Genomic DNA, 18,694 nt, shown 5'->3' with positions numbered 1-18,694 from the left:
GAGCGTTGCAAAAATGTAGACTTATGCAGCACCGACGTTCACGGCACCAGGCCAATAACAACACGCAGGTAATTTATTTCAAGGAGTACGGCAATGGGGTTCAGCAGCGCGATAAAAAATACCAAAATATCTCACAAACTCTACCTGGGATTCGGCGTAGTGTTATTGCTGGTAGTCATGGCTTCCTCACTCAGCGCAATACGCTTTCGCGATATTCGCGATATCTATGAAAAAACCAATCTGATTTACAACATCAACATCGAAGTCTTCCAGGCCAAAATCAACCGCCTGAAATATTTCTATACCCCGGATGACAATACGCAAGCCGTTCTGACCGGTTTCGTCAAACACGCCACCGAACTGACCCAAAGTGCCCACACACTCTCCTGGCACAGTGACGAACTCGGTTACATCAACGATCTGGACAAGATCATGGTGGATTTCCAGAAATCGGTCGCAGATATGTCAACCGCTACGCAGCAGGTGGTCGCGCTGAGAAAGCAAATCGCCACGCTGAATGCGCAGGATGCCGTCAAAAGCTTTCGCGACGGCCTGCAAAATCAGCAACTGGACACCGCGTTATACCAGCGCGTAGATGAATTGGCTTACGCTACCGCGTCGTTGAAAAACCTCTCGTATGAATTGCAGCTTAGCGGCACTGACGATGCCGCCAAAGCATTTAGCAGCCGCTATGCCGAGGTGCAAAAGGCTTATCAGGCCCTGTTACCGGCGCTTTCCGGCGAAACGCAGAAACTGGCGGAAGACCTCTGGAAATACACCGGACAATACGCCTCGCAGAATCAGGACTACTCTCGTGCCTGGAACGAGTTGAAAAAAGCGGAAAATGCCGTGAAGATCGGTGGGGATAAAAGTAGTGCAGTGATCAAGTCCCTGATCACGACGGTAAAAAACCAGAATGATGCGCTGGCGTATGGTTCGGCCAACATTACACTGCTGATCGGGTTAGTCGCGGTGATCATCGGTATCCTGATTGCCGTCTATATTATTCGCCAGATCACCCGCCCGGTAATGCATAACCTGATGCTGGCAGAGCGCATCGCCAGTGGCGATCTGACCGCCACTATCAACGTGGATCGCCACGATGAACTGGGTAAACTGACCGCTGCGATGGCTGCCATGAATGACCGTCTGCGTCAGATGATTTCCGATGTCCGCGACAGCGTGGGGCATGTCACCCACTCTGCTGCTGATATTGCCGCCGGTAATAGCGATCTCGCCTCCCGAACAGAGCAACAATCTGCCGCCGTAGTGCAAACCGCCGCCAGCATGGAAGAGCTGACTTCCACGGTGAAGAACAACACGGAAAATGCCCGTCATGCCAGCCAGATTGCTTCCGACGCCTCCCAAAATGCGCATAAAGGCGGCGAAGTGGTGCAAAACGTGGTGAAAACCATGGATGATATCGCCGCCAGTTCGCGAAAAATCGCCGATATCACAGCTGTCATCAATAGCATCGCGTTCCAGACTAACATTCTGGCGCTGAACGCCGCTGTGGAAGCCGCCCGTGCCGGTGAGCAAGGGCGTGGTTTTGCCGTCGTTGCTGGCGAGGTGCGCAACCTCTCCCAGCGTAGCTCCCAGGCTGCCAAAGATATCGCCGCCCTGATTGCCGAATCCGTAGAAAGAACCAATGCCGGTAGTACGCTGGTAGCGGAAGCGGGACAAACCATGGATAGCATCGTCAACTCGGTATCCCGCGTTAACGATATTATGGGCGAGATTTCTTCTGCCTCAGAAGAGCAAAGCCGTGGTATCGAACAAATTTCCCGCGCCATCACCGAACTGGACAGCACCACACAGCAAAACGCGGCGCTGGTTTCACAGTCATCCTCAGCCGCCAATACGCTGGAAGAACAGGCAATGCTGCTGGAAAAATTGGTCGCCACCTTCCGGTTATCTGAATCCTCAGCACCGTCACCGCGCCCAACGGCACTAAGTAACCCGCGCCGCCCACTGCAAGCCCTGCCCGCCGCGGGTAAAGCATCGGCAAAACCGGCCGCTAAAAATCATCAGGACGACTGGGCGTCCTTTTAGCACGCTAGCGTGTGATCGCTCTAGTTGAGCGTTCCGACGTTATCCTGACACACGGCCCGCCTTTGACGGGCCGTGTCTTTTGGGCTCACACGAAAATCAGCGGTGGCGGTGGTTAATGAGAAGAAGCAGCAGCCATCTGGCCTAGAACACCATCGTCATCGGGTCTGGATGCTGATATTCAAACCCCAGTTCGCTACAGATCCGTTGCCCGTCAATCAATCGGGCCTGTGCGGGGTCGCCTGGCAGAAACTGTGGTGGCTCCATCCCCATCTGGCGCGCCTGCGCGGGATAGAAATCCTGTTTAGCTGGGTGCACCGGTGCACACAAGTTATAGAGATGCCCGCCATGCGGACGTTGCAGCAACAGCGTAATCGCACCGATCACGTCCTCCAGATGGACCAGATTGACGCCGTGACTGCCATCGGGTAAATCACGTCGCCCGGCAAGAAAACGTCCCGGATGGCGATTATTCCCCACCAATCCGGCCAGCCGCACAATATCCACCTCGGTATGAGGCAACGCGTGCAGCCACTGTTCCAGCGTCAGTAGAACCTTGCCTGTACCGGTTTCCGGCTGCAACGGGCTGTTTTCTTTTACCCGGCCACTGAGCGGCCCGTAGACTGAAATGGAACTGGTGTACATAATGCGCGGCACGCCTAATGCCAGCGCGCTGTTTACCACCTGCTGCACCGCTTGCAGATAAGCGCCACCAGCCCGTTCAAGGCGCCCCGGCGGCAAGGTGATAATCAGTGTGTCCGCATTCAGCAGTATGTCCAGTTCGTCCGGCTCGCACTCCAGCTCCGGTGTCAGACACAGGCGATAGCATTCCACCCCGGACAGACGTGCCGCCGTCACGCCATCATCCGTGCTCTTACTGCCCACCACCCGATACCCCCGGCTCTGTAATGCCTGCGCCAGCGGCATACCCAGCCAGCCTAGTCCGATTATCGCTACCTTTTTCATCGTTGTTCTCCTACCCTTCCGGCATGTCTGTTTCCGGATGCCTATTCCGCACTTTTCATTATGTACCTTTATCACCCATTTGGCGGCAATGTGATTTGCACACACGATGATTGGCACACCATATGATTTGTACACTGCGAGGTAAAAAAATGTTGCGCTACCACATCAACATGGTTTAGGTTAACCAACAGACAACATCACTCTACTTTGACAACAAAGAGACAAATTCATGTTACGCGTTAAATTCAACCACCATCATCACCATCACCCTGACTAGTCTTTCAGGCGATAGGTGCTGGAAGACACTCAGATCTTCCAGTGGCGGTAGACGCGTAAGAAAAGCCCCCGGAAGATCGATTCCGGGGGCTTTTTTTTGGCCGGAATTTTTTAAAAAAGCCTGCTTAACAGGCATCACAGACAGGATAAATTGAGGTTCACATGCTGGATAAAACACGTTTACGTATCGCGATGCAGAAATCAGGCCGCTTGAGCGATGACTCTCGGGAACTACTGGCCCGCTGCGGCATTAAAATCAACCTGCACCAGCAGCGCCTGATCGCGTTTGCCGAAAATATGCCTATCGATATTCTGCGCGTACGCGATGACGATATTCCGGGGCTGGTCATGGACGGCGTGGTAGATTTAGGCATCATCGGCGAAAACGTGCTGGAAGAAGAGTTGCTCAACCGCCGCGCACAGGGCGAAGACCCGCGTTACTTCACGCTGCGCCGTCTGGATTTCGGCGGGTGTCGCCTGTCGTTGGCGATGCCGCTCGACGAGGAATACACCGGCCCGCAATGTCTGCACAACAAACGTATCGCGACCTCCTACCCGCACCTGCTCAAACAGTACCTCGATAAGCAAGGCGTCAATTTCAAATCCTGTCTGCTCAATGGTTCGGTAGAAGTGGCACCGCGCGCTGGTCTGGCTGACGCCATCTGCGATCTGGTTTCTACCGGCGCGACGCTGGAAGCCAACGGCCTGCGCGAAGTCGAAGTGATTTACCGCTCCAAAGCCTGCCTGATTCAGCGTGATGGCGAGATGCCAACCGAGAAACAACAGCTGATCGACAAACTGTTAACCCGTATGCAGGGCGTGATTCAGGCGCGCGAATCCAAGTACATCATGCTGCACGCGCCCAGCGAGCGCCTGGACGAAGTCATCGCGCTGTTGCCGGGTGCTGAACGCCCCACCATTCTGCCGCTGGCAGGCGATCAGAATCGGGTCGCTATGCACATGGTCAGCAGCGAAACCCTGTTTTGGGAAACCATGGAAAAACTGAAAGTGCTGGGCGCCAGCTCTATTCTGGTGTTGCCGATTGAGAAGATGATGGAGTAACGCCATGAGCAACCGCTTCAACACCCTGATTGACTGGCAGAGCTGCACCGAAGAGGAGCAGCGCCGGTTGCTGACCCGCCCGGCGATCTCCGCTTCCGATCGCATCAGCGCGATTGTCGGCGAGATTCTGGCAAAGGTGCGTGATGACGGCGATGCTGCGCTGCGTGAATACAGCGCCCGCTTTGACAAGGTGCAGGTTGACAGCCTGCGCGTATCCGCCGAAACCATTGACGCCGCCGTTGCACGACTGGGCGACGACATCAAACAAGCGATGGCGACCGCCGTTCGTAACATCGAAACCTTCCACAACGCGCAAAAACTGCCACCGATCAGCGTGGAAACCCAGCCGGGCGTGCGTTGCCAGCAGGTAACCCGACCAATCGCCAGCGTCGGCCTGTATATTCCGGGCGGCTCCGCTCCGCTGCTGTCCACGGTATTGATGCTGGCAACACCAGCGCGCATCGCCGGTTGCCAGCGAGTGATTCTGTGTTCACCGCCACCGATCGCCGACGAGATCCTGTATGCGGCAAAACTGTGTGGTGTGCAGGAAGTGTTCCAGTTGGGCGGCGCGCAGGCGATTGCCGCGATGGCGTTCGGCACCGATAGCGTGCCGAAAGTGGACAAGATTTTCGGCCCCGGTAATGCCTATGTGACGGAAGCTAAACGTCAGGTTAGCCAGTTGCTTGACGGTGCGGCCATCGACATGCCAGCCGGTCCTTCCGAAGTGCTGGTGATTGCCGACAGCGGTGCCACGCCGGATTTTGTGGCCTCCGATCTGCTGTCACAGGCGGAACACGGCCCGGATTCGCAGGTTATTCTGCTGACGCCGGATGCCGACATGGCACAAGCGGTAATCGACGCGGTGGAGCGCCAGTTGGCAACGCTGTCCCGCGCGGACATTGCCCGTCAGGCGCTAGCGAGCAGCCGGGTGATCGTCGCGCGTGATCTGGACCAATGCATCGACATCAGCAATCAATACGGCCCGGAGCACCTGATTATCCAAACCCGCACTGCCGAAACGCTTGTCGAGCGTATCACCAGCGCCGGGTCGGTTTTTTTGGGTGACTGGTCACCGGAATCTGCTGGCGACTATGCCTCCGGCACCAACCACGTGTTGCCGACCTACGGCTATACCGCCACCTACTCCAGTCTGGGGCTGGCGGATTTCCAGAAACGCATGACGGTACAACAGCTGTCGCCGCAAGGTTTACTGGGGCTGGCGTCAACCATTGAAATCATGGCGCAAGCCGAGCAGCTGACCGCCCACAAAAACGCCGTTACCCTGCGCGTCAACGCCCTCAAGGAGCAAGCATGAGTATTGAGAATCTGGCTCGCGACAACGTCCGCCGCCTTACCCCGTATCAATCCGCGCGCCGCCTGGGCGGTAATGGCGATGTCTGGCTGAACGCCAACGAATACCCGCAAGCGCCGCAGTACCAACTGACCTTACAAACGCTGAATCGTTACCCGGAATGCCAGCCTGTGCAGGTGATTGAACGCTATGCTGCCTATGCCGGAGTAAAACCGGAGCAGGTGCTGGTAAGCCGCGGCGCGGACGAAGGCATCGAGCTGCTGATCCGCGCATTCTGCGAACCGGGTAAAGACGCCATTCTGTTCTGCCCGCCGACTTACGGTATGTACGCCGTCAGCGCGGAAACCTTCGGCGTGGAGCGCCGCGTCGTGCCGTCAACCGCCGACTGGCAACTGGATCTGGCCGCTATCGAAGGCGCGCTGGATAACGTCAAAGTGATTTATGTCTGTTCGCCCAATAACCCAACCGGCAACCTGATCAACCCGGAAGATCTGCGCCGCCTGTTGGAACTGGCGCGTGGCCGAGCCATCGTCGCCATCGATGAAGCCTACATCGAGTTTTGCCCGCAGGCGAGCACGGTCGGCTGGCTGGCGGAATACCCACATCAGGTGGTGTTGCGCACGCTGTCCAAAGCGTTCGCCCTTGCCGGTCTGCGTTGCGGCTTCACCCTCGCCAGCACCGAGGTGATTCAACTGCTGCTCAAAGTGATCGCCCCCTACCCACTGGCGCTGCCGGTAGCGGATATCGCCGCGCAAGCGCTGAGCGAGGCCGGGCTGGCGGACATGCGCCGCAATGTGGCCGAGGTGATCGAAAACCGCCGCTGGCTGAGTGAATCGCTAAACGCTCTGCCAAACGTAGAAACGGTATACGCCAGCAAAAGCAACTACCTGCTGGTGCGCTTCGCCGATTCGCCAGGCGTCTTCAAAACCTTGTGGGATCAGGGCATTATTTTACGCGATCAGAACAAACAGCCGGGGTTGGCGGGTTGTCTGCGCATTACCATCGGCAACCGTTATGAGTGCGAGCGCGTTATCAGCGCCTTGCAGGCGTTATCCGGAAAAACGGCATAATTTGAGGAATCACCGTGGGATTAAAGTATCTTTTCATCGACCGTGACGGCACGCTGATTGCCGAACCGCCCGAAGACTTTCAGGTAGACCGGCTGGATAAGCTGGCACTGGAGCCGGATGTCATTCCGTCACTGCTTTCTCTGCAAAAGGCCGGTTTCAAACTGGTGATGATCACCAATCAGGATGGCCTGGGCACCAGTAGTTTCCCGCAGGAGGATTTCGATCCGCCGCACAATCTGATGATGCAGATTTTCACCTCACAGGGTGTGCGTTTCGAGCGAGTGCTGATTTGCCCGCACTTCCCCGGCGATAACTGCGACTGCCGCAAACCCAAAACTGCGCTGGTGGACGCGTTCCTGAAAGACAACGTGATGGACAGCACCAACAGCTACGTGATTGGCGACCGCGAAACCGACGTCCAACTGGCGCAGAACATGGGTATCACCGGCCTGCGTTACCAACGCGACGGCCTTAACTGGCAGGCAATTACATCCCAGTTGATCAAACGCGACCGCCATGCTCACGTCAACCGCGTCACCCGTGAAACCGCCATTGACGTTAACGTCTGGCTGGACCGCGAAGGCGGCAGCAAGATCCATACGGGTGTTGGCTTTTTCGACCACATGCTGGATCAGATTGCCACCCACGGCGGTTTTCGTATGAATATCGACGTAAAAGGCGATCTGTACATCGACGATCACCACACGGTGGAAGACACCGGACTGGCGCTGGGTGAAGCGCTGAATAACGCGCTGGGCGACAAACGTGGCATCGGTCGTTTCGGCTTTGTGCTGCCTATGGATGAGTGTCTGGCGCGCTGCGCGCTCGATATCTCCGGCCGCCCACATCTGGAATATAAAGCAGAGTTCAACTATCAGCGTGTCGGCGATCTCAGCACTGAAATGGTGGAGCACTTCTTCCGTTCTCTCTCCTACGCGATGGGCTGCACGCTGCACCTGAAAACCAAGGGCCGCAACGACCATCACCGTGTCGAAAGTCTGTTCAAGGTCTTTGGCCGGGCACTGCGTCAGGCCATCCGGGTGGAAGGTGACACCTTGCCCAGCTCCAAAGGAGTGCTGTGATGAATGTGGTGATTCTGGACACCGGTTGCGCCAATCTGTCTTCCGTGATGTACGCGGTTAAGCGGCTGGGGTATGACCCACAGGTCAGCCGCGAACCGGAAGTGGTGCTGCGCGCCGATAAACTGTTTCTGCCAGGCGTCGGCACCGCACAGGCCGCGATGGATCAACTGGCCGAACGCCAGTTGATCGACCTGGTTAAAGCCTGTACCCAGCCGGTACTGGGCATCTGTCTTGGTATGCAGTTGCTGGGTAGCCGTAGCGACGAGAGTAACGGTGTGGATACGCTGGGTATCATCGATACGCCGGTGGTGCAGATGGTCGATCGCGGCCTGCCCTTGCCGCACATGGGCTGGAATCAGGTGACACCACAGGCTGGTCACCGCCTGTTCCGCGATATTCCGGACGGCTCGTACTTCTACTTTGTGCATAGCTACGCCATGCCGGTTTGCGCCAATACCATTGCCCAGTCTCACTATGGCGATGCCTTTACCGCCGCGGTACAGAAGGATAACTTCTATGGCGTTCAGTTCCACCCGGAACGCTCTGGCGCTGCCGGTGCCCAGCTACTGAAGAATTTTCTGGAGATGTAAACGGACATGATTATTCCCGCATTAGACCTGATTGATGGACAGGTGGTCCGTTTGCATCAGGGCGATTATGGTCAACAGCGCCAATACGGCAGCGACCCGCTACCCCGCTTGCAGGATTACCAGCAGCAAGGGGCGCAGGTACTGCATCTGGTCGATTTGACCGGTGCCAAAGACCCAGCGGCGCGTCAGATTCCGTTGCTGAAAACACTGCTGGCTGGCGTTTCCGTGCCGGTACAGGTTGGCGGCGGTATCCGTACCGAGCAGGATGTGGATGCATTGCTGGCCGCCGGTGCCAGCCGGGTGGTGATCGGATCCACCGCGGTAAAACAGCCGGAACAGGTACAACAATGGTTCACCCGCTATGGCGCAGAGGCACTGGTGCTGGCACTGGACGTCCGTATTGATGCCAACGGTGTTAAAAACATCGCCATCAGCGGCTGGCAGGAAAACTCCGGCATCACACTGGAGCAAACGGTAGAACGTTATCTGCCCTTCGGTCTGAAGCACGTGCTATGCACGGATATCTCCCGCGACGGCACGTTACAGGGTTCCAACGTCGCGCTATACCGTGAAATCAGCACCCGCTATCCGCAGGTGGCGTTTCAGGCATCCGGCGGCATCGGCTCGCTGGCGGATATCGCCGCGCTGCGCGGCAGCGGCGTACAAGGCGTGATTGTCGGTCGGGCCTTGCTGGAAGGTAAATTCAACGTGACGGAGGCGATTTCATGCTGGCAAAACGGATAATCCCTTGTCTGGACGTGCGTGATGGCCAGGTGGTGAAAGGTGTCCAGTTCCGTAATCACGAAATCATCGGTGATATCGTACCGCTGGCTCAGCGTTACGCGCAGGAAGGTGCCGACGAACTGGTGTTCTACGATATCACCGCGTCATCCGACGGCCGCGTGGTAGATAAAAGCTGGGTGTCCCGCGTAGCGGAAGTGATCGACATTCCGTTCTGCGTGGCCGGCGGCATCAAAAGCGTGGAAGACGCCGGGCAAATTTTGTCTTTCGGCGCGGATAAAATTTCCATTAATTCGCCCGCATTGGCAGATCCTGACCTGATCTCACGTCTGGCGGATCGCTACGGCGTACAATGCATCGTCGTCGGCATCGATACCTGGCATGACGCCGCAACTGGCCGCTATCATGTCAATCAGTATACCGGCGATGAAAAACGGACCCGTGTGACGCAGTGGGAAACGCTCGACTGGGTGCAGGAAGTACAGAAGCGCGGTGCTGGGGAAATCGTACTGAACATGATGAATCAGGACGGCGTGCGTAATGGTTATGACCTGACGCAACTCAAGCAAGTGCGTGACGTCTGCCATGTTCCACTGATCGCTTCAGGCGGTGCTGGCACCATGCAGCACTTTCTGGAAGCATTTCAGGATGCGGAGGTAGACGGTGCACTGGCTGCCTCGGTATTCCATAAACAAATTATCAATATTGGCGAACTCAAACAGTTCCTTAAGCAACAAGGCGTGGAGATCCGGGTGTGTTAACCGAACAACAACGAAACCAGCTCGACTGGCAAAAAACTGACGGCATGTTACCCGCCATCGTACAACATGCGGTTTCCGGCGAAGTGCTGATGCTGGGCTACATGAATCAGGAAGCGCTGAAGGTAACGGAAGACAGCGGCAAAGTGACCTTCTACTCCCGAACCAAGCAACGACTGTGGACCAAAGGCGAATCCTCCGGCCACTTTCTCAATGTTGTCTCGATCACGCCGGATTGCGACAACGACACGCTACTGATTCTGGTCAACCCGATTGGCCCGACCTGCCATCTGGGAAACAACAGCTGTTTCCACCCGGCAGAAACGCAGTGGCAGTTTTTGTACCAACTGGAGCAACTTCTGGCGGAGCGCAAGCACGCCGATCCAGCCAGTTCTTATACAGCCAAGTTATATGCCAGCGGCACCAAACGCATCGCCCAAAAAGTCGGCGAAGAGGGTCTGGAAACCGCGCTGGCGGCCACGGTGCATGACCGCGACGAACTGACGAATGAAGCCTCCGATTTGATGTATCACCTGCTGGTGCTGTTGCAAGATCAAAACCTGGATCTGGGCACAATCATTCAGAACCTGAAAGCACGCCACACGAAGTAATTCACCCTGCCCGCTTTATCGTCGGTAAAGCGGGCTTTTTTGTCTATAGAAAACCCCCAGCTAGGCTGGGGGTTTTCTATAGACAAAAAAATAGCACCCGGCTGGGTGCTATCTATGAAACAGGCGTTACAGCTGGTTAATCAGCCATAAATGTTGGCGCGATCGCGTAATTCTTTACCCGGTTTGAAATGCGGAACGTATTTGCCTTCCAGTTCCACTTTCTCGCCAGTTTTCGGATTACGACCCACACGCGGTGCACGGTAGTGGAGTGAAAAACTGCCAAACCCGCGGATTTCAATGCGATCACCGCTGGCCAACGTAGTGGCCATCTGTTCCAGCATCTCTTTTACCGCATCCTCAACCACCTTGGCCGGGATATGAGATTGCTGTCCAGCAAGTCTTTCGATAAGTTCAGACTTGGTCATGATTCCTCCAAGCATGTGGTCAATTACTGCCACGTTAACTTACTACCGTTTAAGATCGGGCGGCAAACGATGCCGCCCAACCCACCGTCATTACTCGCCTTTTGCAGCTTTGAAAGCTTCCGCCATGGCGTTAGAGAAGTTGCCTTCTTCCTGTTTGTTGTTAACAGAAGCGATTGCATCTTTCTCGTCAGCTTCATCCTTAGCACGGATGGACAGGCTAACAACGCGGTTTTTGCGATCAACGCCAGTGTATTTGGCTTCGATCTCATCACCCACGTTCAGAACCAGTGTGGCGTCTTCGATACGGTCACGAGAAGCTTCAGAGGCGCGCAGGTAACCTTCAACACCATCGGCTAATTCAACTGTAGCACCTTTGGCGTCAACTGCGGTGACTTTACCTGTAACAATTGCACCTTTCTTGTTAACAGACAGGTAGTTGTTGAACGGGTCTTCAGCCAGCTGTTTCACGCCCAGGGAGATACGCTCACGCTCGGCATCAACCTGCAGAACCACAGCAGCGATTTCGTCGCCTTTCTTGTATTCGCGAACGGCTTCTTCGCCAGCTACGTTCCAGGAGATGTCAGACAGGTGTACCAGGCCATCAATACCGCCATCCAGACCGATGAAGATACCAAAGTCAGTGATGGACTTGATCTTGCCTTCTACGCGGTCACCCTTGTTGTGGGTTTCAGCGAACTGCTGCCACGGGTTGGCTTTGCACTGTTTCAGGCCCAGGGAGATACGACGACGTTCTTCGTCGATGTCCAGAACCATAACTTCCACCACGTCGCCCACGTTAACCACTTTGGACGGATGGATGTTTTTGTTGGTCCAGTCCATTTCAGAAACGTGTACCAGACCTTCAACGCCTTCTTCGATTTCTACGAAGCAGCCGTAATCAGTCAGGTTGGTTACGCGACCGGTCAGTTTGGTGCCTTCCGGGTAGCGCTTAGCGATAGCAACCCACGGATCTTCGCCCAGCTGTTTCAGGCCCAGAGATACACGGGTACGCTCGCGGTCGAATTTCAGCACTTTAACGGTGATTTCGTCGCCCACATTGACGATTTCGCTCGGATGCTTAACGCGTTTCCAGGCCATGTCAGTGATGTGCAGCAGACCGTCAACGCCGCCCAGATCAACGAATGCACCGTAGTCAGTGAGGTTCTTGACGATACCTTTGACTTCCATGCCTTCCTGCAGGTTTTCCAGCAGTTGATCGCGCTCAGCGCTGTTTTCAGATTCGATAACGGCACGACGGGAAACCACAACGTTGTTGCGTTTCTGGTCCAGCTTGATCACTTTGAACTCAAGCTCTTTGCCTTCCAGATGCAGGGTGTCACGTACCGGACGGACATCAACCAGAGAACCCGGCAGGAACGCACGGATACCGTTCAGCTCAACGGTGAAACCGCCTTTCACTTTACCGTTAATAACACCGGTAACAGTGGCAGCTTCTTCGTAAGCTTTTTCCAGCATCAGCCATGCTTCGTGACGTTTAGCTTTTTCACGAGACAGCAGAGTTTCGCCGAAGCCGTCTTCTACCGCGTCCAGAGCTACGTCTACTTCATCACCAATCTGGATTTCAATTTCACCCTGAGCGTTTTTGAACTGCTCTACCGGAATGGCAGATTCAGATTTCAGGCCGGCATCAACCAGGACAACGTCCTTGTCAATAGCAACCACAACGCCGCGAACGATGGAACCCGGACGGGTTTCAATTTCTTTCAGGGATTCTTCAAAGAGTTGAGCAAAAGATTCAGTCATGTTGATAATCTTTGGGTTTTTAAATTTAACGTCCATCTGGCATCCTGCTCGATGGGGTTGTTTCACATCCCCGCCACATCCTTGCGGCGAGGTAAAAAATAATATTAGGCCGATTGAGGCAATATCTGGCGCACATACGTCAGCGCCTGCCCGACCACTTCATCCAGCGTCATATGTGTGGAATCCAACACCAATGCATCCGGTGCTGGCACCAACGGCGCAACCGGTCGATTACGGTCACGCTCGTCACGCTCTTTGATCTCGGACAAAAGACGTTCAAAGTTAACATTAAACCCCTTCGCCTGCAACTGGAGCATTCGACGTTTGGCGCGTTCTTCCGCGCTGGCATCCAGAAAAATCTTCACTGACGCATCGGGGAACACGACCGTTCCCATGTCGCGACCGTCAGCAATCAGCCCCGGCATGTCACGAAAAGCGCGCTGGCGACGCAACAACGCTTCACGCACCCGCGGAAATACGGCGGCCTGAGACGCTGTATTACTCACTTCCTGGCTACGAATCTCATTGCTGACATCTTCGCCTTCCAGGATCACTTTCAGTTGCCCGTCTTCCGGCACAAACCGCACATCCAGATGTGATGCTATCGGCACCAGCGCCTCCTCAGAGGCAATGTCCACCTGATGATGCAGGGCTGCCAACGCCAGCACACGATAAATCGCGCCGGAATCCAGCAGATTCCACTGCAGCGCGTTGGCCAGCGCCTTGCAAAGGGTTCCCTTGCCCGCACCACTTGGCCCGTCAACCGTAATTACCGGTGCAGTCACCGCCATCTCTCACTCCTTACAAAACAGGGAAATCGCATGTCATTGTAGACAAAACAATAAGTCATTATACCCTGCTGTGGCAGCAAGCGTGAAATTAAAGACTTATTACTGCAGAAGATCGGGAAAATATTGTGATACCCAGAGTATAACGCTAAATGTTGACGCACAGAGCCATAACGTAGTTCTGTGCGTCAGACTATCAGTTGTGCTGGCTCAGGCGTTCCAGTTGCTGAAAGTAATCCGGGAACGTTTTAGCGGTACATTTAGGGTCAAGAATGGTCACCGGCGTGTCAGATAAGGCCACCAGCGAAAAGCACATCGCCATACGATGGTCATTATACGTGCCGATTTCGGCTACTTTCAGTTGCGTTGGCGGGGTAATGCGAATGTAGTCGTGCCCTTCCTCTACTTCAGCGCCGACCTTACGCAGCTCCGTCGCCATCGCCGTCAGACGATCGGTTTCTTTTACGCGCCAGTTATAGATATTACGCAATGTCGTTGCTCCACCATCGGCAAACAACGCAGCCGTCGCGATGGTCATTGCCGCATCAGGGATATGATTCATATCCATATCGATGGCGTGGAGACTACCGCGCTGACATTCAATATAGTCATCCCCCCAGCGGATTGTCGCGCCCATTTTCTCCAACACATCGGCAAAACGGATATCGCCCTGTACGCTCTGGCGACCTACGCCAGTCACACGTACTGTCCCTCCGCGAATAGCCGCAGCCGCCAGGAAATAAGAGGCAGACGATGCGTCACCCTCCACCAGATAATGGTCGGGGGACTGGTAATGCTGATTGCCGGCGACCACGAAGGTCTGGTAATCGTTATTGAGCACCGTGATGCCGAATGTTTCCATCATGTGCAGAGTGATATCAATATAAGGTTTGGAAACCAGATCACCTTTAATGCTGATACGCGTATCCTGCGCCGCTAACGGTGCCGCCATTAGCAACGCGGTGAGAAACTGGCTGGATACTGAACCGTCTACACTGATATCGCCACCGTTGAAGCCCCCTTGCAGACGCAGCGGCGGATAATTCTCCTGTTCCAGATAGTCGATGCGGGCTCCCCCTTGACGTAACGCGTCCACCAGATGACCAATCGGACGCTCTTTCATGCGAGGTTCACCGGTCAGCACGATCTCGGCATCCGTCAGACACAGCGCAGCAGCCAGCGGGCGCATTGCAGTCCCAGCGTTCCCTAAAAACAGTTCCAGTGGTGCAGACGCCGTGAGTGCGCCTCCCACGCCAACGATTTCACACTCCGTGCGGCTGTCCGACAAGTGGTATTCAACCCCTAATGCGCTTAGCGCATTAAGCATATGACGAACATCGTCACTGTCCAACAGGTTGGTCAGATGAGTTGTGCCTTTGGCCAATGCTGCCAGCAGCAACGCACGGTTAGAAACGCTTTTGGAACCTGGCAGATTGATCGTGCCATTAATTAATGAAATCGGTTGTAGGGTCAGGGATTCCTGCATGTGAAACATGTTCTCCAAGAGTTAACACAAAAACCCCGGCCAGACACCGGGGTTTAAAATCAGAAGCAGCACGTTATTGCGCTATACCCGTTATACGTCAAGGTGCAGGTGCCTCAGCGGCGTTACAAGGCTCCAGTGAATCTAACCCCAAAGGGCCAAGCGTAGCGTTGTTCAACACACCAGTCGGTTGTCCTGCAACTCGAATGATTTAGGGTATATATTTATCAGCCGTGGCGACGCTCAAAGTCGACCATGAATTCAGTCAGCGCTTTTACGCCTTCCAACGGCATAGCGTTGTAGATAGATGCACGCATACCACCTACAACACGGTGGCCCTTCAGTGCGTGCAGACCAGCAGCCTGGGCCTCCTGCAGGAACACCGGATCCAATGCCGCATCAGCCAGCTGGAACGGTACATTCATGCGGGAACGGCTGTTCAGCACTACGTCGTTACGATAAAAATCGCTGCCATCAATCGCGGCATACAGCAGTTCAGCCTTAGCTTGATTACGTTTTTCCATCTCCAGCAAGCCGCCCTGTTCTTTCAGCCACTTGAACACCATTCCGGACAGATACCAGGCAAACGTCGGCGGTGTGTTGAACATGGAATCGTTCTCAGCCAGGATTTTGTAATCCAGAATCGACGGCAACTCACGGCGCGCCTTACCGAGCAGGTCTTCACGCACAATCACCAACGTGAGTCCGGCTGGCCCAACATTTTTCTGCGCGCCAGCATAAATTACACCATAGCGGCTGACATCCACCGGGCGGGAAAGAATGCTAGAGGAATAGTCCGCCACCACAATTTTGTCACCGAAATCCGGCGTTTCTTCAATCGCCAAACCGTCAATGGTTTCGTTCGGGCAATAATGAACATAGGCCGCATCATCTGACAGTGCCCACTCACTCATCGGTTTCACACCGCGCAGACCATCAACGCGAGTTTTCACGTCAATGACATTTGGGGTGAGGTATTTTTCAGCTTCCTTGACCGCGCTGTGTGCCCAGTAACCGCCATCGATGTAGTCGGCTTTGGTGTTATCGCCCAGCAGGTTGAGTGGAACCGCTGCAAATTGCGCTCGGGCACCGCCATGACAGAATAATACTTTGTAATTCGAGGGGATTTTCAGCAAGTCACGCAAATCCTGCTCAGACTCGCTGGCCACTTGCATGAATTCTTTACTACGGTGGCTGATCTCCATCACCGACGTACCCAGCCCATGCCAGTTGCACAGTTCCTGTTCTGCACGACGCAACACTTCTACCGGTAACATGGCCGGACCAGCACTAAAATTAAAAACCTGAGTCATTTCCCCTCACCACCTATCACTATAAATAGCAACCTGTCTAAGTCGCATCAGTTTACCCTGCTATCGGTTTTATCACTCGTTTTTCCTGCCTGCAATGCTTATTGCCCCTGATGTCGGAAAACTTGCGCGCTCGTTCGCCTGTTATCGTCCCCGGCGATACATCTGTTACATCATCGCCGGAATACGCCGCGCAATACGCAACATGCAGGATAGAGTCAGCACACAAAACCACGTATGATGCAGCCTCCTCATAACACATTCAGGTTCGAACCATGACCCAAACGTTTATCCCAGGCAAAGACGCCGCCCTGGAAGATTCCATCGCCCGTTTTCAACAGCAGCTCCTCAACCTGGGGTTCAACATCGAAGAAGCCTCATGGCTGAATCCGGTGCCCAACGTCTGGTCGGTACATATTCGTGACCGCGACTGCGCACTGTGTTTCACCAACGGCAAAGGCGCAACCCGGAAAGCCGCTCTGGCTTCCGCGCTAGGCGAATACTTCGAACGTTTGTCCACCAACTACTTTTTTGCCGATTTCTATCTGGGCCAACAGATCGCCGAAGGTGACTTCGTGCATTACCCTGACGAGAAGTGGTTCCCGTTGCCCGAAGACGACAGCTTGCCAGAAGGCATTCTGGATGCACGCCTGCACGCCTTTTATGACCCGGAACAACAATTGGTCGCCAGCGATCTGGTGGACCTGCAATCAGGCAACCATAACCGCGGTATCTGTGCCCTGCCGTTTACCCGTCAGTCCGACCAGCAGACGGTGTATATCCCGATGAACATCGTCGGCAACCTGTATGTGTCGAACGGTATGTCCGCAGGCAATACCCGTAATGAAGCACGGGTTCAGGGGTTGTCAGAAGTTTTTGAACGCTATGTGAAGAATCGTATTATCGCCGAAGCCATCAGCCTTCCGGCAATACCGGACGATGTGCTGTCACGCTATCCTGGCGTAGTGGAGGCTATTGCCACGCTTGAGCAGGAAGGCTTCCCGATTTTCGCCTATGACGCTTCTCTCGGCGGCCAGTACCCAGTGATCTGCGTGGTGCTGTTCAACCCAGCCAACGGCACCTGTTTTGCCTCGTTTGGTGCACACCCGGATTTCGGTGTCGCCTTAGAGCGTACCGTCACCGAATTGCTGCAAGGTCGGGGACTGAAAGACCTGGACGTTTTTACACCGCCAACATTCGACAATGAAGAAGTTGCGGAGCATACCAACCTGGAAACTCACTTTATCGATTCCAGTGGCCTGATTTCCTGGGATCTGTTTAAAACCCAGGCTGACTACACGTTCGCCGATTGGAACTTCAGCGGCACCACCGAGCAAGAATTTGCAACGCTGATGGCGATCTTCAATAAAGAAGATAAAGAAGTGTATATCGCGGATTACGAGCACCTGTCGGTGTACGCCTGCCGTATTCTGGTTCCAGGCATGTCGGACATCTACCCAGCGGAAGACCTGTTGCTGGCGAACAACAGTATGGGCGCGCATCTGCGTGAAACCCTGCTGTCCCTGCCGGACAGCCAATGGGAAAAAGCGGATTATCTGGCCATGTTGCAGCAACTGGATGACGAAGGGTTGGATGATTTCACCCGCGTACGCGAGCTGTTAGGAATTGCGACCGGCAAAGACAACGGTTGGTTCACATTGCGCATTGGCGAACTGAAATCCATGCTGGCCCTGGCTGGCGGCGACCTGGAACAGGCGCTGAGCTGGGCAGAATGGTCACTGGATTTCAACCAGTCTGTTTTTGCTCCAGCACGCAGTAATTACTACCGCTGCTTGCAAACGCTGCTGCAACTGGCGCTGGAGCCTGAACGCGACCCCGCTCAATACTACGATACCTTCGTGCGTATGTACGGACAGGACGCCGTTGACGCTGCAAGCGCTGCCATTGTCGGTGAACAGTGCTTTTATGGCCTGTTCGCTGTTGATGCTGATTTGAAGGCGCTGCCAGCTCATCAGTCATTGCTGGCGGCTTATGAAAAATTGCAACGTGCTAAACGCCAGCACTGGCCGGTGAAATAAATCACCGCTGTAACTGACCGGGCGCCCCGTCGCGTTCGGTCAGCTACCTATTCATCACAGATAATGCCTGCATTTTTTTCATAGATACCCGCAATATGCAGGGCAAAACGCGTTAACCCTTTAAGGTCAGGTTTATAAGAGCCTTGTTACGCGGCAAGTGAGTGAATCTCGATGATCTTATTCAGGTAAGCGATTCGAGAGAGCGTCAATTGGCGTAAGCCGATTTGAACGCGGCTGGCGGCGGCCCCGAAGAGGTGAGGACCATGGAATGGCCGAGTAATTCAGCCAACACACCTGTGACGTGAATACGGTGGGTATACTTTTTTTACTGATCAGCGCTGGGGGCACGCGTAATCTTAATTTTTACG

At 54.7% G+C, this 18,694-nt stretch carries 17 protein-coding genes and 1 other annotated feature; of the genes, 11 read left to right on the top strand and 6 right to left on the bottom strand.

Translation table 11 applies throughout. The annotated features are described in order from the left end of the window. The first annotated feature begins 93 nt into the window (after nucleotides 1–93). Nucleotides 94–2,052, top strand: a complete 1,959-nt coding sequence (locus OB87_RS05445) for a methyl-accepting chemotaxis protein (RefSeq protein WP_033568412.1) — start codon at nucleotides 94–96, stop codon at nucleotides 2,050–2,052. 141 nt (nucleotides 2,053–2,193) lie between these two features. Here OB87_RS05445 and OB87_RS05440 read toward each other — a convergent pair whose 3' ends face one another. Further along, complete coding sequence (locus tag OB87_RS05440) at nucleotides 2,194–3,015, bottom strand: SDR family oxidoreductase (RefSeq protein ID WP_033568411.1); 822 nt, start codon at nucleotides 3,013–3,015, stop codon at nucleotides 2,194–2,196. Nucleotides 3,016–3,244: 229 nt separating this feature from the next. Between OB87_RS05440 and hisL the strand changes: the two genes are divergently transcribed. From hisL to hisIE, 9 genes are all read left to right on the top strand, one after another. Next, the gene (hisL, locus tag OB87_RS20535) at nucleotides 3,245–3,292 is read left to right on the top strand and encodes a his operon leader peptide (protein WP_107760798.1); all 48 of its coding nucleotides are present in this window, start codon (nucleotides 3,245–3,247) and stop codon (nucleotides 3,290–3,292) included. Continuing rightward, nucleotides 3,268–3,390 (top strand) — a sequence feature (His leader region). It overlaps the preceding gene by 25 nt. 63 nt (nucleotides 3,391–3,453) lie before the next feature. Next, nucleotides 3,454–4,353 carry an ATP phosphoribosyltransferase gene (hisG, locus tag OB87_RS05430; protein ID WP_033568409.1) on the top strand — a complete coding sequence of 300 codons (900 nt, stop codon included), beginning with the start codon at nucleotides 3,454–3,456 and terminating at the stop codon, nucleotides 4,351–4,353. 4 nt (nucleotides 4,354–4,357) lie between these two features. After that, nucleotides 4,358–5,668 (top strand): histidinol dehydrogenase, encoded by a 1,311-nt coding sequence (gene hisD, locus OB87_RS05425; protein WP_033568408.1) that lies wholly within the window; start codon nucleotides 4,358–4,360, stop codon nucleotides 5,666–5,668. Beyond that, nucleotides 5,665–6,735 (top strand): histidinol-phosphate transaminase, encoded by a 1,071-nt coding sequence (hisC, locus tag OB87_RS05420; protein ID WP_033568407.1) that lies wholly within the window; start codon nucleotides 5,665–5,667, stop codon nucleotides 6,733–6,735. Before hisD ends, hisC begins: the two co-directional genes overlap by 4 nt. Before the next feature lie 14 nt (nucleotides 6,736–6,749). After that, a complete protein-coding gene (gene hisB / locus OB87_RS05415) occupies nucleotides 6,750–7,817 on the top strand; it encodes a bifunctional histidinol-phosphatase/imidazoleglycerol-phosphate dehydratase HisB (RefSeq protein ID WP_033568406.1) in 1,068 nt (355 codons plus the stop codon). After that, the gene (hisH, locus tag OB87_RS05410) at nucleotides 7,817–8,407 is read left to right on the top strand and encodes an imidazole glycerol phosphate synthase subunit HisH (protein ID WP_033568405.1); all 591 of its coding nucleotides are present in this window, start codon (nucleotides 7,817–7,819) and stop codon (nucleotides 8,405–8,407) included. The genes hisB and hisH overlap by 1 nt, the downstream gene beginning before the upstream one ends. Nucleotides 8,408–8,413: 6 nt before the next feature. Then, nucleotides 8,414–9,151 (top strand): 1-(5-phosphoribosyl)-5-[(5-phosphoribosylamino)methylideneamino]imidazole-4-carboxamide isomerase, encoded by a 738-nt coding sequence (gene hisA, locus OB87_RS05405; RefSeq protein WP_033568404.1) that lies wholly within the window; start codon nucleotides 8,414–8,416, stop codon nucleotides 9,149–9,151. After that, nucleotides 9,133–9,909: an imidazole glycerol phosphate synthase subunit HisF gene (hisF, locus tag OB87_RS05400; protein ID WP_033568403.1), complete on the top strand. Its 777-nt coding sequence runs from the start codon at nucleotides 9,133–9,135 to the stop codon at nucleotides 9,907–9,909. Before hisA ends, hisF begins: the two co-directional genes overlap by 19 nt. Continuing rightward, nucleotides 9,903–10,517 carry a bifunctional phosphoribosyl-AMP cyclohydrolase/phosphoribosyl-ATP diphosphatase HisIE gene (hisIE, locus tag OB87_RS05395; RefSeq protein WP_033568402.1) on the top strand — a complete coding sequence of 205 codons (615 nt, stop codon included), beginning with the start codon at nucleotides 9,903–9,905 and terminating at the stop codon, nucleotides 10,515–10,517. Before hisF ends, hisIE begins: the two co-directional genes overlap by 7 nt. A gap of 140 nt (nucleotides 10,518–10,657) precedes the next feature. Here hisIE and ihfB read toward each other — a convergent pair whose 3' ends face one another. The 5 genes from ihfB to serC all read right to left on the bottom strand — a co-directional run bounded on the left by ihfB (nucleotide 10,658) and on the right by serC (nucleotide 16,290). Then, nucleotides 10,658–10,942 carry an integration host factor subunit beta gene (ihfB, locus tag OB87_RS05390; RefSeq protein ID WP_012884945.1) on the bottom strand — a complete coding sequence of 95 codons (285 nt, stop codon included), beginning with the start codon at nucleotides 10,940–10,942 and terminating at the stop codon, nucleotides 10,658–10,660. A 90-nt stretch (nucleotides 10,943–11,032) separates the two neighbouring features. Further along, nucleotides 11,033–12,706 (bottom strand): 30S ribosomal protein S1, encoded by a 1,674-nt coding sequence (rpsA, locus tag OB87_RS05385; RefSeq protein WP_033568475.1) that lies wholly within the window; start codon nucleotides 12,704–12,706, stop codon nucleotides 11,033–11,035. Between the two features lie 104 nt (nucleotides 12,707–12,810). Beyond that, complete coding sequence (gene cmk, locus OB87_RS05380; protein ID WP_033568401.1) at nucleotides 12,811–13,497, bottom strand: (d)CMP kinase; 687 nt, start codon at nucleotides 13,495–13,497, stop codon at nucleotides 12,811–12,813. 193 nt (nucleotides 13,498–13,690) lie between these two features. Continuing rightward, the gene (aroA, locus tag OB87_RS05375; RefSeq protein WP_033568474.1) at nucleotides 13,691–14,980 is read right to left on the bottom strand and encodes a 3-phosphoshikimate 1-carboxyvinyltransferase; all 1,290 of its coding nucleotides are present in this window, start codon (nucleotides 14,978–14,980) and stop codon (nucleotides 13,691–13,693) included. A 224-nt stretch (nucleotides 14,981–15,204) separates the two neighbouring features. After that, the gene (serC, locus tag OB87_RS05370) at nucleotides 15,205–16,290 is read right to left on the bottom strand and encodes a 3-phosphoserine/phosphohydroxythreonine transaminase (protein ID WP_033568400.1); all 1,086 of its coding nucleotides are present in this window, start codon (nucleotides 16,288–16,290) and stop codon (nucleotides 15,205–15,207) included. Nucleotides 16,291–16,562: 272 nt separating this feature from the next. On the opposite strand from serC, the gene ycaO reads away from it, so the two are divergent. Next, nucleotides 16,563–18,326 (top strand): 30S ribosomal protein S12 methylthiotransferase accessory factor YcaO, encoded by a 1,764-nt coding sequence (gene ycaO / locus OB87_RS05365; protein WP_033568399.1) that lies wholly within the window; start codon nucleotides 16,563–16,565, stop codon nucleotides 18,324–18,326. Nucleotides 18,327–18,694 lie beyond the last annotated feature (368 nt).

Origin of the sequence: Dickeya undicola (assembly GCF_000784735.1) — a bacterium.
GTDB classification, from domain to species: domain Bacteria; phylum Pseudomonadota; class Gammaproteobacteria; order Enterobacterales; family Enterobacteriaceae; genus Dickeya; species Dickeya undicola.
The sequence above is the reverse complement of the archived record's forward strand: the minus strand, read 5'-3'. Positions and strand labels throughout refer to the sequence as shown.

What these genes read in the sequence shown, in the direction of transcription:
- OB87_RS05445 (WP_033568412.1), top strand. Translation starts at nt 94, where the DNA reads ATGGGGTTCAGCAGCGCGATAAAAAATACCAAAATATCTCACAAACTC.
- OB87_RS05440 (WP_033568411.1), bottom strand. Translation starts at nt 3,015, where the DNA reads ATGAAAAAGGTAGCGATAATCGGACTAGGCTGGCTGGGTATGCCGCTG.
- hisG (WP_033568409.1), top strand. Translation starts at nt 3,454, where the DNA reads ATGCTGGATAAAACACGTTTACGTATCGCGATGCAGAAATCAGGCCGC.
- hisD (WP_033568408.1), top strand. Translation starts at nt 4,358, where the DNA reads ATGAGCAACCGCTTCAACACCCTGATTGACTGGCAGAGCTGCACCGAA.
- hisC (WP_033568407.1), top strand. Translation starts at nt 5,665, where the DNA reads ATGAGTATTGAGAATCTGGCTCGCGACAACGTCCGCCGCCTTACCCCG.
- hisH (WP_033568405.1), top strand. Translation starts at nt 7,817, where the DNA reads ATGAATGTGGTGATTCTGGACACCGGTTGCGCCAATCTGTCTTCCGTG.
- hisA (WP_033568404.1), top strand. Translation starts at nt 8,414, where the DNA reads ATGATTATTCCCGCATTAGACCTGATTGATGGACAGGTGGTCCGTTTG.
- hisF (WP_033568403.1), top strand. Translation starts at nt 9,133, where the DNA reads ATGCTGGCAAAACGGATAATCCCTTGTCTGGACGTGCGTGATGGCCAG.
- ihfB (WP_012884945.1), bottom strand. Translation starts at nt 10,942, where the DNA reads ATGACCAAGTCTGAACTTATCGAAAGACTTGCTGGACAGCAATCTCAT.
- rpsA (WP_033568475.1), bottom strand. Translation starts at nt 12,706, where the DNA reads ATGACTGAATCTTTTGCTCAACTCTTTGAAGAATCCCTGAAAGAAATT.
- cmk (WP_033568401.1), bottom strand. Translation starts at nt 13,497, where the DNA reads ATGGCGGTGACTGCACCGGTAATTACGGTTGACGGGCCAAGTGGTGCG.
- aroA (WP_033568474.1), bottom strand. Translation starts at nt 14,980, where the DNA reads ATGCAGGAATCCCTGACCCTACAACCGATTTCATTAATTAATGGCACG.
- serC (WP_033568400.1), bottom strand. Translation starts at nt 16,290, where the DNA reads ATGACTCAGGTTTTTAATTTTAGTGCTGGTCCGGCCATGTTACCGGTA.
- ycaO (WP_033568399.1), top strand. Translation starts at nt 16,563, where the DNA reads ATGACCCAAACGTTTATCCCAGGCAAAGACGCCGCCCTGGAAGATTCC.